Source organism: Streptomyces sp. SID5643 (genome assembly GCF_009872555.1).
In the GTDB taxonomy this organism is placed as follows: domain Bacteria; phylum Actinomycetota; class Actinomycetes; order Streptomycetales; family Streptomycetaceae; genus Streptomyces; species Streptomyces iakyrus.
On sequence record NZ_WWIC01000092.1, the window covers coordinates 15,091 to 28,242 of the forward strand.

Annotated in this window: 12 protein-coding genes and 1 pseudogene; 10 read left to right on the forward strand and 3 right to left on the reverse strand. The window is 72.5% G+C overall.

Annotated features, from left to right (window positions below):
• The first annotated feature begins 96 nt into the window (after positions 1-96).
• The 7 genes and pseudogenes from glnII to GTY56_RS11315 all read left to right on the forward strand — a co-directional run bounded on the left by glnII (position 97) and on the right by GTY56_RS11315 (position 6,960).
• Entirely contained in the window at positions 97-1,128 is a 1,032-nt protein-coding gene (glnII, locus tag GTY56_RS11290; protein WP_161362714.1) for a glutamine synthetase, read from the forward strand.
• A gap of 169 nt (positions 1,129-1,297) precedes the next feature.
• Positions 1,298-1,420: a hypothetical protein gene (locus GTY56_RS41115; RefSeq protein ID WP_272923340.1), complete on the forward strand. Its 123-nt coding sequence runs from the start codon at positions 1,298-1,300 to the stop codon at positions 1,418-1,420.
• A 118-nt stretch (positions 1,421-1,538) separates the two neighbouring features.
• Positions 1,539-2,120, forward strand: coding sequence for a winged helix-turn-helix domain-containing protein (locus tag GTY56_RS11295; RefSeq protein WP_161362711.1), 582 nt, complete (start codon positions 1,539-1,541; stop codon positions 2,118-2,120).
• A gap of 90 nt (positions 2,121-2,210) precedes the next feature.
• Entirely contained in the window at positions 2,211-3,221 is a 1,011-nt protein-coding gene (locus GTY56_RS11300) for an NAD-dependent epimerase/dehydratase family protein (RefSeq protein WP_161362709.1), read from the forward strand.
• Positions 3,222-3,310: 89 nt separating this feature from the next.
• Positions 3,311-4,571, forward strand: a pseudogene (locus tag GTY56_RS11305) (sensor histidine kinase).
• Positions 4,562-5,215 (forward strand): LuxR C-terminal-related transcriptional regulator, encoded by a 654-nt coding sequence (locus tag GTY56_RS11310; RefSeq protein WP_161362707.1) that lies wholly within the window; start codon positions 4,562-4,564, stop codon positions 5,213-5,215. The pseudogene GTY56_RS11305 and the gene GTY56_RS11310 overlap by 10 nt, the downstream one beginning before the upstream one ends.
• Before the next feature lie 203 nt (positions 5,216-5,418).
• Positions 5,419-6,960: a DUF1996 domain-containing protein gene (locus tag GTY56_RS11315; protein WP_161362705.1), complete on the forward strand. Its 1,542-nt coding sequence runs from the start codon at positions 5,419-5,421 to the stop codon at positions 6,958-6,960.
• A 78-nt stretch (positions 6,961-7,038) separates the two neighbouring features.
• Here GTY56_RS11315 and GTY56_RS11320 read toward each other — a convergent pair whose 3' ends face one another.
• Positions 7,039-7,497: a hypothetical protein gene (locus GTY56_RS11320; protein WP_161362703.1), complete on the reverse strand. Its 459-nt coding sequence runs from the start codon at positions 7,495-7,497 to the stop codon at positions 7,039-7,041.
• A gap of 160 nt (positions 7,498-7,657) precedes the next feature.
• On the opposite strand from GTY56_RS11320, the gene GTY56_RS11325 reads away from it, so the two are divergent.
• From GTY56_RS11325 to GTY56_RS11335, 3 genes are all read left to right on the forward strand, one after another.
• Positions 7,658-8,185: a tetratricopeptide repeat protein gene (locus GTY56_RS11325; RefSeq protein WP_161362701.1), complete on the forward strand. Its 528-nt coding sequence runs from the start codon at positions 7,658-7,660 to the stop codon at positions 8,183-8,185.
• A gap of 48 nt (positions 8,186-8,233) precedes the next feature.
• Complete coding sequence (locus GTY56_RS11330) at positions 8,234-10,156, forward strand: hypothetical protein (protein ID WP_161362698.1); 1,923 nt, start codon at positions 8,234-8,236, stop codon at positions 10,154-10,156.
• 94 nt (positions 10,157-10,250) lie between these two features.
• Entirely contained in the window at positions 10,251-10,940 is a 690-nt protein-coding gene (locus GTY56_RS11335) for a TetR/AcrR family transcriptional regulator (RefSeq protein WP_161362696.1), read from the forward strand.
• A 192-nt stretch (positions 10,941-11,132) separates the two neighbouring features.
• Here the strand turns inward: GTY56_RS11335 and GTY56_RS11340 are convergent, their stop codons facing one another.
• Together GTY56_RS11340 and GTY56_RS11345 are read right to left on the reverse strand one after the other, a co-directional pair.
• The gene (locus tag GTY56_RS11340; protein WP_161362695.1) at positions 11,133-11,489 is read right to left on the reverse strand and encodes a 5-carboxymethyl-2-hydroxymuconate Delta-isomerase; all 357 of its coding nucleotides are present in this window, start codon (positions 11,487-11,489) and stop codon (positions 11,133-11,135) included.
• A gap of 30 nt (positions 11,490-11,519) precedes the next feature.
• Entirely contained in the window at positions 11,520-13,124 is a 1,605-nt protein-coding gene (locus GTY56_RS11345) for a fused response regulator/phosphatase (protein ID WP_161362693.1), read from the reverse strand.
• Positions 13,125-13,152 lie beyond the last annotated feature (28 nt).

A 13,152-nucleotide genomic window follows, 5' to 3' on the forward strand; every position in this document is an offset into this window, starting at 1 on the left:
GTTGCCAGGCTGCCGGGCAGCAGACGCGGCGCCCCAGTGCCGCAGCGCCGCAAAGCACCCGCGATACGCGCCCGGACACACCCGAGGATGAGGCCCGTGACCTTCAAGGCTGAGTACATCTGGATCGACGGCACCGAGCCGACGGCCAAGCTGCGTTCCAAGACCAAGATCATTGCGGGCTCCCCCGCCGGTCTGGACGCGCTGCCGATCTGGGGCTTCGACGGGTCCTCCACCAACCAGGCCGAGGGCCACTCCTCGGACTGCGTCCTCAAGCCGGTCTTCTCCTGCCCGGACCCGATCCGCGGTGGCGACGACATCCTGGTGCTGTGCGAGGTCCTGAACATCGACCTCACCCCGCACGCCAGCAACACCCGCGCGGCGCTGACCGAGGTCGCGGAGAAGTTCGCCGCGCAGGAGCCGATCTTCGGCATCGAGCAGGAGTACACGTTCTTCAAGGACGGCTACCCGCTCGGCTTCCCCAAGGGCGGCTTCCCGGCCCCGCAGGGCGGCTACTACTGCGGTGTCGGCGCGGACGAGATCTTCGGCCGTGACGTGGTCGAGGCGCACCTGGACAACTGCCTGAAGGCCGGTCTCGCCATCTCCGGCATCAACGCCGAGGTCATGCCCGGCCAGTGGGAGTTCCAGGTCGGTCCGGTCTCCCCGCTGGAGGTCTCCGACCACCTGTGGGTGGCCCGCTGGCTGCTCTACCGCACCGCCGAGGACTTCGACATCGCCGCCACCCTCGACCCCAAGCCGGTCAAGGGCGACTGGAACGGCGCCGGCGCTCACACCAACTTCTCCACCAAGGCGATGCGCGAGAGCTACGACGCGATCATCACCGCGGCCGAGTCGCTCGGTGAGGGCTCCAAGCCGCTCGACCACGTCAAGAACTACGGCGCCGGCATCGACGACCGCCTCACCGGCCTGCACGAGACCGCCCCGTGGGACAAGTACTCCTACGGCGTCTCCGACCGCGGCGCGTCGGTCCGCATCCCGTGGCAGGTCGAGAAGGACGGCAAGGGCTACATCGAGGACCGCCGTCCGAACGCCAACGTCGACCCGTACGTGGTGACGCGGCTGCTCGTCGACACCTGCTGCTCGGCGCTGGAGAAGGCCGGCCAGGTCTGACCTGTCCCGCAGGCTCCCCGAGGCGCTCACCGTCCGCGGTGGGCGCCTCGGTTCGTCTGCCGCGGCGTCGTGGCTCGTCGCGCGGTTCCCCGCGCCCCCGACGGGGCGCGGTTGTCCAAGCAGTGAGAGGAGGGTCCCCGTGCGGGACCAGCTCTGCTTCAATGGAGGCATGGCCAGCCACCAGAAGTGCACCGCGACGGGTCGTCACGACCTGGAGCCCTTCTGGCCGTCCCGTCAGCACGACGACTTCGACCGGGTGTGTTGCCGCGCGATGAACGCGCCGGCCCTCTAAAGCCGTACACCCCGGCCTTCGGCCAGCGCGAACCGCGTACGTCCCTCGGCGAGCCCGACCACGAATCGCGGCCGTCGACCTCCCCGACGAACTCCTCGCGCGAAAGAGCTGACCTCTCATGGCGACCACTCGTTCCCTGACCCCCGCCGCCCCCTTCACCGCCCCCGCGCCGCACGGCCCCCGGCACCGGCTGCGTGCCGTCGACCGGGACGAGGTGGTGACGGTCGCGGACCTGCTGCCGGGTGCCACCTGGCTGCCCGCGCCGCCGCACACCCTGCCCACGCTGCCGGGGCAGCCGCCGATGGTCGGCTACCTGGTGCTCGTCCCGGCCGACCAGCAGCCGCCGTTCCCGGTGGCGGTGCCCGCCCTGCCGCAGGACGCCGGACCGGAGCCCGCCGCCGGGCCGGGCGGCGAGCCGCTGATCCGCGTCGACACCGTGCAGCGCACCGCCCAGGTGGCCGGGCGGCCCCTCGACCTCACGTATCTGGAGTTCGAGCTGCTGGCGCACCTGGTGGCGCACCCGGGCCGGGTGCACACCCGCGACCAGCTGGTCGGCACGGTGTGGGGCTACGGGCACGTGGGGGACGGCCGCACGGTCGACGTCCACGTCGCCCGTCTGCGCCGCAAGCTGGGCGCGGAGCACCGCGACACGATCCGGACGGTGCGCCGCGTCGGCTACACGTACGTGCCGCCGAAGTGACACTGACGCCCCTGGGCGAGCGGAGTTGCTCCGTCTGCTGACAGCAGATCCCGGTTCCGCCCCCTCGCCCCACCGGGCAGAGTCACCGGCATGAGGCTTCTGCTGCTGGGTGGTACGGAGTTCGTGGGGCGGGCCGTCGTGGAGGCGGCGCTGGGGCGGGGCTGGGACGTGACAGTCTTCCACCGGGGGCGGCACGAGGCCCCGCCGGGCGCGCGGTCGCTGCTCGGTGACCGCACCGCCCCCGGTGGGCTGTCCGCCCTGGCCGACGACCCGGGCGAGTGGGACGCCGTCGTCGACACCTGGTCGGCGGCGCCGAGCGCGGTGCGGGACACGGCGCGGCTGCTGCGGGGCCGCGCCGGCCGGTACGTGTACGTGTCGAGCTGTTCGGTGTACGCGTGGGCCCCGCCCGCCGGGTACGGCGAGGACGCGCCTGTGGTGGAGGGGGCGTCGGCCGACGCGGAGCAGACCGCGTACCCGCAGGACAAGCGGGGTGGTGAACTGGCGGTGGTGGACGCCTTCGGCGCGGACCGGTCGGTGCTCGTACGATCCGGGCTGATCCTCGGCCCGTACGAGAACATCGGCCGGCTGCCCTGGTGGCTGGGCCGCACGGCGCGCGGCGGCCCGGTGCTGGCGCCCGGCCCGCGTGAACTGCCCCTCCAGTATGTGGACGTCCGCGACCTCGCCGGGTGGATCCTGCACGCGGCCGAGCAGGATCTGAGCGGGCCGTACAACCTGGTCAGTCCGCAGGGCCACGCCACCATGGGCTCGTTGCTCGACGCCTGCGCGCGAGTCACCGGCGGCACCGCCGAGCTCCGCTGGACCGAACCCGGGGTGATCCTGGAGGCGGGCATCGAGCCGTGGACCGAGCTGCCGGTGTGGGTGCCGCCGGGCAGCGACCTGCACGACGCCCTGCACAGCGCGGACGTCTCCCGGGCGGTCGGGGCCGGGCTGGTCTGCCGGCCCGTCGAGGAGACCGTGGCGGACACCTGGCGGTGGCTCCAGGACGTCGGGGGCGTGGCGCCCCAGCGCCCGGACCGGCCGCGCTCGGGGCTCGATCCGGAGGTGGAGGCGAAGGTGCTCGCGTCCGGCACCGGTGCCTGAACAACCCGACGAGGGTGTACGTAGCACCACCCCCCGGCCGGGTGTCCCGGCCCCGTGACCCGGCACGCGCGCTCGACGAGACTGACGTCATGACCATGGACACGACGAACGGCAACGGGCGGACGACAGGGCGGGGCATCGGGCTCGCCGCGGTGCGGGGGCTGGCGCTGGCCCTGATCTCCCTGCCGGGGGCGGTGCTGTGCTTCTGCCTGTCCCTGGTTTCGATCGCGCTCATCCCGATCGGGGTCGGAATCGTCACCACGCCCTACGTGCTGACGGGGGTGCGGGCGTTCGCCGACTGGCGGCGGGTGCTCGCGGCTCAGTGGGGCGGGGTGCGGATCCCGTCGGCGTACCGGCCGTTGCCGGAGGACGCCAACCCCCTCGTCGCGCACCTTCGGGATGCTGCGCGACCCGGCGACCTGGCGGGACCTGCGGTGGCTGCCGGTCGACATGACCGCCGGGTTCTTCACGGCGCTGCTGCCTGCGGTTCTGCTCCTGTATCCGCTGGAGGGGTTCGCGCTCGCGATCGGCCTGTGGCGGGTCTTCCCCGACGGGTACTGGTACGGGTTCCTGCCGGTCACCGGGCAGGCGTCCGCGTTCGGTGCGGCGGCCCTGGGCCTGGTGCTGCTGTTCCTCGCGCACTTCCTCACTCCGCGCCTGCTGGGCGTCCACTTCCGGCTCACCCGGGCCGTGCTCGGTGGCAGCCAGCGGGAACTGGCCGAGCGGGTACGGGTCCTGACCGAGACCCGGCGGGACGCGGTCGACACCTCCGCGGCCGAACTGCGGCGCATCGAGCGGGACCTGCACGACGGGGCCCAGGCCCGGCTGGTCGCGGTCGGCATGGACCTGGGCACCATCGAGGCGCTCCTCGACAAGGACCCGGCCCAGGCCAAGGAGTTGATCGCGCAGACGCGGAAGTCCTCGGTGGAGGCGCTGGCCGAGCTGCGCGAGCTGGTGCGCGGCATCCATCCGCCGGTCCTCGCCGAGCGGGGCCTGGGCGACGCGGTACGGGCCCTGGCGCTGCGGCTGCCGGTGGCCACCGAGGTGAGCGTGGACCTGCCCGGGCGGGCTCAGGCGCCGGTGGAGTCGGCCGCGTACTTCGCCGTGAGTGAGGTCCTCACCAACGCCGTGAAGCACTCGGGCGCCGACCGGATCTGGATCGACCTGCACCGGGCGGACGGCATGCTGCGGGCGACCGTCACCGACAACGGCAAGGGCGGCGCGGTGATCGGGGCCGGTTCGGGACTGGCCGGGGTCGAGCGGCGACTGGGTACATTCGACGGCGTCCTGGCCGTCAGCAGTCCCGCGGGCGGCCCCACCATGGTCACCATGGAGATCCCTTGCGCGTAGTCCTGGCCGAAGACCTCTTCCTGCTGCGGGACGGACTCGTCCGGCTGCTCCAGGCGCACGGCTTCGAGATCGCGGCGGCCGTCGAGTCCGGGCCCGAACTGGCCGCCGCGCTGACCGAACTGGACCCGGACGTCGCCGTCGTCGACGTACGCCTGCCGCCCACGCACACCGACGAGGGCTTGCAGTGCGCGCTGGACGCCCGCCGGCGGCGGCCCGGACTGCCGGTGCTGGTGCTCTCCCAGCACGTGGAGCAGCTGTACGCGCGTGAGCTGCTCGCCGACGGCAGCGGCGGGGTCGGCTACCTGCTGAAGGACCGGGTGTTCGACGCCGAGCAGTTCGTCGACGCCGTGCGGCGGGTCGCCGCCGGGGGCACGGCGATGGACCCGCAGGTCATCCAGCAGCTGCTGGCTCGCCGTTCGGGCGACGACCGGCCGCTGGCGCGGCTGACGCCCCGGGAGCGGGAGGTGCTGGAGCTGATGGCGCAGGGCCGGTCCAACGCGGCCATCGCCGGGAAGCTGGTCGTGACGGAACGGGCGATCGCCAAGCACACCGCCAACATCTTCGCCAAACTGGGCCTTGAGGTCTCGGACGACGACAACCGGCGCGTGCTGGCGGTTCTCGCGTATCTCGACCACGGCCGATGAAACCGGACGGGCCGCCTCACCCACCGTGGACGATCCACAACTCCCGGTGCCGAAGGGGCTGTTGAGAACACAGTGTCCTCACGAATCTCGCATCAATTTCCGAGACCTCTGAACACCCCTGGGACGCCCTCCGTATGGAAGGGAGCCGCTTCACTCCTGTCGGGCGCCTCGATGCCCCCGAAAAAGGAAGTCAGAGGAGTTCCATGGGACGCAACACAAGAAAACGCCGTACGCCGCTGGCCACCAAGGCCATTGCCGCATCGGCGGCCCTAGCGCTCGGTGGGGGCGGGCTGATCTGGGCAAACTTCTACGCCTCGGCGCACGAGGAGAACTCGGCGAACCAGACGAAGTCCGCGGGCGCACAGATCGCCACGATCCAGTGCCCGGACGTCGGACAGAAGCTGACCGATGTGCCGGACGGTGCTCGCCAGGGGGTGGACAAGGAGCTGGCCAACCTCGACAAGCAGATCAGCGAGGCCTACACCCGGCTCGCCTCCACGCGTCAGGCCCAGGCCGGTGACGCGGGCTTCGTCGACAACGCCATCCTGGGCCCGCTGAAGTCGAAGCGCGTCGCGGTCATCGACCGGATCGGCATCAACATCCGGCGGGTGGGCGGACAGGCCCCGGGCAACCTCGAGCAGCTGGCCGCCTGCAAGGGCATGGCCGCCGAGGCCGACACCAACGACGGCCAGGCCGGCGGTGGCCAGAACAACGACGGCCAGAACAACGACGGCCAGGACCAGGGCGGTCAGGACCAGGGTCAGGACAACGGCGGCCAGGACAACGGGCAGGACCAGGGCGGCAACGGCGGCCAGGCCGCCAACGGCCCCGTGGCGGACGACTTCATCAACATCCAGGACGTCCAGCCCAACTCCCGCAACCTGCCGAACGGCCTCGCCGCGAACGGCGACGGCGGTTCCACGGGCACGTTCACCACGAACTGCGGCACCAACGAGAACGAGAACCGCAACTCGGACAACGTGATCGTGGCGCCGGGTGTCTCCAACGGCGCGCAGCACCAGCACGACTACGTCGGCAACCAGAGCAACAACGCCTTCGCGAGCGACGAGGACCTGGCGAACGCCCAGACCACCTGCCAGAACCAGGGCGACAAGTCCTCGTACTTCTGGCCGGTCCTGCGGATCCAGGACGGTTCGGACGACATCGACGCCGGTCAGCCCGGCGGTGGCCAGGACGGCAACGTCGGCAAGATCGTCGAGCCCGCCGAGGCGCAGCTGAAGTTCGTCGGCAACCGCACCAGCGACGTCGTGGCGATGCCGAAGGCCCTGCGCATCATCACCGGTGACGCCAAGTCCTTCACCAACGGCCTGAACAACGCCAACACCTCCTGGAGCTGCACCGGCTTCGAGGACCGCCAGGTCACGGACAAGTACCCGCTCTGCCCCGAGGGCAGCTCCGTGGTCCGGACGTCCAACTTCCAGAGCTGCTGGGACGGCCAGAACATCGACAGCGCCAACCACCGCACCCACGTGGACTTCGTGGAGGCGGACGGCAGCTGCTCGAACGGCTTCAAGGCCATCCCCCAGCTCCAGGTCCGCCTGGTCTACGACGTACAGGCGCCGCAGATCGACAACGGGCAGGTGCAGAACGCCTTCGCGGTCGACTCCTTCCCGGAGCAGCTGCACAAGGCGATCACCGACCACAACGACTTCATCAACTTCTTCGACGAGAACGTGATGAACGAGATGGTCCAGTGCATCAACAACGGCGAGGACTGCCAGTAGTCCTGGTCCGGACGACAGCCGAAAGCCGGCGGTGGGAATTCCCACCGCCGGCTTTCGGCTGTTCCGGTCCCGGGGCGATCAGCCGTGATGGCTGCTGCTGCCGCTGCCGTGACCGCCGCCCTTGTTGTGGCTGCCGCCGGGGTTCATGTGCTCGGAACCCTCCTCCATCGTGCCGCCGAGGGTGCCCTGGAGCGCGGTGACCGTCTTCTGCTGGCCGACGGCGACCCACTTGCGGCCGACGAGGTAGTAGCCGCCGTAGTCCTTGGCGCTGTTGAGCCACTCGCGCTGGCCGCGGTCGGTGGCGAAGGTGGCGAGGACGTACTTGTCCTTGCCCTTCTTGCACAGGGCCTGGCGGATGGTGTCCGCGTCCGTCTGCATGTCCGGCTCGCAGTCGGCCTCGGCCGCGATGTGCTCCAGGCTGCCGCTCACCTCCTTCACAACGGCCGCCTCGTCCTTGCCGCCGGATCCGCCGCAGCCGGTCAGCGCCAGTATCGCCACCGCGCCGCTCAGCGCGAGCATCGGTCGGGTCACCCTCATCTGTTCCTCCGGTCCTTGTCGGCACGGTCCTGCCACGGCACGATCCGGACGCATGCCGCACGGAGCCCCGGCAAGAGGCTCTCGCCTTCGATACGGCTGCGGCTCCGGACATGCTCAAATTCCGCTGCCCCGCTGTGCACTCCTGTGCGAGGGTGTCCCGGTGGATCAGGACTGGGAAGACCGTGTGGCCGCCCTCTGGGACCGTTCCGGCGACTACGCCGAGACGGAGGAGGACGAGGCCCGCTTCCGCGCCGACGTCGACGCCCTCGTCGCCGAGCTGCCCGAAGGCAGTCCGCACGCCCCGTTCGAGCAGGCCTGCGCCTGGGACTCCACGGGCCGCTCCGACAAGGCGGTCCCCCTCTACCAGGAGGCGCTGCGGCTCGGCCTCGCCGACGTGAGCCCCTACAAGGCCCGCCGGACGAAGATCCAGCTGGCCAGCTCCCTGCGGAACATCGGCCGGGCCGAGGAGGGCGTCGCCCTGCTGACGCCCGAACTGGTCGCGCCCTCCGACGAGCTGGACGACGCCGTACGCGCCTGTCTCGCCCTGTGCCTGTCGAGTCTCGGCCGCGACCGGGAGGCCCTGGCGCTGGCGCTGGGTGCCCTGGCACCGCATCTGCCGCGCTACCAGCGGTCCATGGCGAACTACGCCCGGCTGCTCGTGGAACCCGGGCAGCACCCGGGGGCGTGACACTCCGCCTCCAGGTGACCATCCCCCGATTCGCTCGTTCTGCTGAACGTGCAGTCACAGGATGTCGCCCCGCGCCCCGCACCCCCCACCCCCACCGGTCTGCTCGTGGACGTCGAGCAGGCCGAGGCCGCGCTCGTCGAGCACTACCCGAGGCTCGTCCGGCTGGCCTACCTGGTGCTGCCGCCCCGGCTGGGCCGCAGCCGCCGCGTCCTGACCGCACACGCCCTCACCCAGCGGGCCCTCCCCCGCAACCGCACACCGGCCCCCGTTATCCCCACCCAGTCCACCGGCCGGGACGGTGACCCCGGCTACGCCCTGGTCCGTCTTCAGGTGCTGCGCTCGGCGCTGGAGGCGGGGCTGCCGCTGACGGCGAAGGCGTGGCCCAAGCGGGCCCAGCTGCCGCCGCTGCTGCCGCACGTGTGGGGCCTGAAGCTGTTCCCGCGCTCCGGCGGCGCCGACGAACTCGCCCTGGATCAGCGGCTGTCCACCCTGTCGGGACCGGCCCGGGCCGTCTACGCGCTGCGCGGTCTGGAGCGGCTCACGGACGAGGGGGTGGGCAAGGTCCTCGCCGCGGTGGGCGTCGCCGACCCGGAGGGCGCGGTGCTGGAGGCCGGCGGGATCCCCGCCCAGTACGGGCTGCTCGACTCCCCCGAGTTCGACCCGTGCTCGCTCCAGGCCCGCCCCACCGACCTGATGCGCCGCCGCCAGCACCTGAAGGCCGCGCTGGCCGCCGGTGCCGCCCTGCTGGTGTGCGGGGCGCTGCTCGGGCTGCCCGGTGAGGGCTGGGGCCCCGAGGGCGCCGCGGCACCGCCGTACGCGCGCAACCCGGCCGCGCAGGCCGCCCTGGACCCCTCGAAGCTGACCCGGATGCCCCCGGAGGCCTGGCGCAGCTCGGCGCGCACCGACTTCTCCGTGTGGCCGGCCCGCGGCGACCTGACCGGCGACAAGGCCCTGCTCAGGCGCGCCCTGGCCGTGTGGGCCCGCCCGGGCGGGACGGTCCAGGTGTCGGTGACCCCCGGCACCCTCTCCGGCGGCCCGGCCGGACCGCCCCAGCTGCTGTACGCGGGGACGGTCGACGCGGCGCGCGTGGTGATCCTCTACGACGGTCTGCGCATCGCCCGGTACGCCGAGCCGAAGGACGGCACGCAGGGCGCCGCCCTCGACTTCGCCCGGGTGGACGGGGCCGGCCGGGCCGAGGCGGGCGCGGTGGTCCTGGGCCGCTCCGACGGCAACGTCCGTTATCTGACGGCCCCTTGGGTGAAGAAGGCCGGCGAGCGGGACCTGATGAAGCCGGGCTCCGGCGCGATGGACCTCACGCTCACCGACGGTGTGACCACGCCCCTGGCCAGCCCGGCCCTGCGGTCCGGCCCCTGCACCTCGTGGAACGTGCTGCAAGTGACGGACGGCGCCAGGACGCGGCTGCTGACCGACCTCGGCGAACTCGTTCCGGCGCGGCTCACCACCGGACGGCCGGGTTCCCCGCGTGAGGTGTCCGGCGCCGCGGCGCTGCGCACCTGGCAGCCGTTCGCCTGCTCGCTGGGCACGGTGCGCTCGGCGGGGGTGCGGAGCGTCAACGCCTGGGCGTTCAACGAGCAGCCGCTGCCCGACGCGAGCGGCTCGGCGGCCTGGGTGTGCACGCGGGCCGAGACCTGGCGGGGCGGCGGGGCACGGGTGCTGGCGCAGTTCCACACGCCGGGCGGGGCGTACGGGGCGGCGGCGGCGAAGGCCGAGAACGTCCCGGCGTGCGGGGAGCGTGACCCGCACGTGCTGGCGGGGGTGCTGTGGAAGTCGAAGGCCGGCGACTGGTACCTGCTGGCCGCGGGAGGCCGGGAGACCGCGTCGATCCGGGCGACGGGTGGCGTGAACGGAGTACAGCAGGGCAGTCTGCTGACCGTGCCGGCCGAGCAGGGAGCGCAGGCTCAGCTCAAGGGCACCCTGAAGGACGGGCGTTCGCTGCGCGGACTGCGCTGACACGGGCGGTTTCCGGGCCCGTGGGGTGCGGCCGGGGACGCCCCGTGATCGATCCGGCCCGTTCGAGGCCGGAATCGATCGGTAAGGTGTTCGCATGACTATCGGGGTTCGCCGCAGAATGGGAGTCGAGGAGCGGCGGCAGCAGTTGATCGGCGTCGCCCTCGAACTGTTCAGCCGCCGCTCGCCCGACGAGGTCTCCATCGATGAGATAGCGTCGGCCGCCGGCATTTCCCGCCCGTTGGTCTACCACTACTTCCCCGGCAAACTCAGCCTGTACGAGGCCGCGTTGCAGCGGGCCTCGGACGATCTGGCGGCCCGCTTCGTGGAGCCGCACGAGGGTCCGCTGGGGGCGCGGCTGCTGCGCGTGATGCACCGCTACTTCGACTTCGTGGACGAGCACGGGCCCGGTTTCTCCGCCCTGATGCGCGGCGGTCCGGCGGTCGGCTCCTCGACGACCAACGCGCTCGTCGACTCCGTACGGCAGGCCGCGTATGTCCAGATCCTTTCGCACCTGGGCGTGACCGATCCGCCCGCGCGCCTCGAACTGGTCGTCCGTTCCTGGATCTCGCTCGCCGAGTCGACGGCGCTGATCTGGCTGGACGGCCGGCGCATCCCGCGCGAGGAGCTGGAACCCCAGCTCGTCAATGACTTCGCGGCGCTCGCCGCGGTCAGCGCCGCCTACGACGAGGAGATGGCCGCGCTGCTGCGCGAGATCGTCAAGGACGAGCCGGCCGACGGCCCGTTCGCGCATCTGGCCGGCCGGCTCATCGCCCTGGCGGGCTGAGCGGGCCCAGGGTCTGTCGTTTGGATCACGCCGCAGACGCGGGGCCTGGCACGCGCATCTGCCGCGTTGTCGTCACTCGCCGACGCTCCGCGTCGACTCCCTCCTCCGCCTTGCAGCTACACGCACCAAGCCCCGCTCACCGGCATCGAGAAGCACCGCCGTTGCCCTGCGGCCTGATCCGAACGACAGACCCTAGCTCTCGGACTTGGCGTACGACGGGTCCAGGTCGCGGACCTCGGCGGAGGCGTGCAGCGCGCGCCCTCCGGCGGGCTTGAGGTGGGTCCGCAGCAGCTCCAGCGCGGCCTGGGTGAGCCGGGCCTTGGTCTCGTCGGTGCGGCCGGCGAGGAGCGCGATGTGGACGTGCACATGGGCGTGCCCCTCGGTCTCGGGGCCGACCACGATGTCCTCGGTCGGACGGAACCGGCTCTTGCACGCCGCCGGCTTGGCGGCCGCGATCTCGACCGTCGCCTCGTGCAGCGCCTTGGCGAAACCGGGCCGGTCGAAGTCGCCGGCGAGGTCGGCGGAATAGTCGACGGTGATCTGCGGCATCAGTACTCCTGTTCTGGGCGGCCAACGGGCTCACCCTAGCCGCAGGGCCAGCATCGCGATGTCGTCCTCGGGGTCGCGGCCGAAGCAGCCCAGCAGCACGTCGCAGAGGGTGTCGAGGTCGGGCGGGGCGTCGGCGGCGGCCGTGCGGAGCTGGTCCATGGAGGTCGTGATGGGGGTGCCGCGGGTCTCGATGAGGCCGTCGGTGACCATGAGCAGGCGGTCGGTGCGGTGCAGTCGGCACTCGGTCGCCGGGGGCCGCTCCAGGCCCAGCCCGAGCAGCGGACCGCAGGCGTCGGCGTACCGGGCGTCGCCTCCCGCGCGCAGGATCAGCGGCGGGATGTGGCCGGCGTTGGCGATGCGCACCCGCCCGCTGCCGGGGTCGACCAGGGCCAGGCACACGGTGGCCGTAACGTCGGGGTGGTACTCCTGGAGCATCCGGTCGAGCCGCGTGGCCAGCACGACCGGGTCGCTCTCGTCGACGCAGTAGGCGCGCAGGGCGTGGCGGATCTCGACCATGACGGTGGCCGCGTCCAGCGAGTGCCCGACGACGTCCCCGACCGCGGTGAGGATCCCCTCGCGGGTACGCAGGGCGGCGTAGAAGTCGCCGCCGATCTCGGTCTGCTCGGAGGCGGGCACGTACCGGACGACGATGTCGACGCCGGGCAGGTGCGGCAGCTTGTGCGGCCGGGGCAGGAAGCTGCGCTGGAGGGTGAGGGCGACATGCCGCTCCACCTGGTACATCAGCAGCGGTTCGGCGGCGAGCGCGGTGGCCTGGGCGAGGCGGGCGCGCAGTCCGTCGTCGGCGGGGTCGCCGACCGCCGTGCGCCGCACGGGCGTGGCGAGGCACACCGTCGTCCGGCCGTCCTGGGCCGTCGCCACGGTCACGCGGGCATCCTCCTCGACGCCCGGACGGAAGACCCCGGCCGGCCACAGCGGCGCGGGCACGACGGTGGTGTGCACGCCCGTGCGTCCCTCCGCGAGCCGGGTGACCAGCCGTGCCGCCACCTGGTGGGCGTCGTCGTCCGCGTCCGCGGGGCGGCCCCGGGCCGTGCCGCGGTACGGCTCGCCGTCCGGGCCCACGACGAACACCACGGCGGGTGAGGCGGTGAGGCGTGCGGTGCCCTCGGCGGCCGCGGTGGCCAGTTCCCGCGGACAGCGGGCCGCCTGCACGGTGATGACGGCCTCGGCCAGCAGCGTCAGCCGGTGCACGGCGGTCTCGGCGCCCGTGGCGCGCCGGGCCCCGCGTACGGCGGCCCGGACGACGGCCTGGATCTCCCGTGGTTCGGCGGGCACGGTCAGATAGGCGTCCCCGCCTGCGTCGAGACCCCGGCACCGGTCGCCGGGAGCGGTCGCGGCGGCCGAGAAGTGCACGACGGGCAGTGCGGCCATGGGCGGCTGGGCCCGGACCCGGCGGCACAGTTCGAAGCCGCTCATGTCGGGCAGGCCCACGTCGACGAGGGCCACGTCGGGCAGGGTGCCCTCCCGCAGCCGCACGTCGAGTTCGACGAGTGCCTCGCCGCCGCTGGCGACGGGCACGACCCGGTGGCCGGCCCGTTGCAGCACCGCGCCCATGGCGTAGCGGCTGGCCGCGACGTCGTCCACGACCAGCACGGTTGTGCCGGAGCTGTGCTGCATGCCGCTGGCGTGCCTCTCGGTGGCCTCT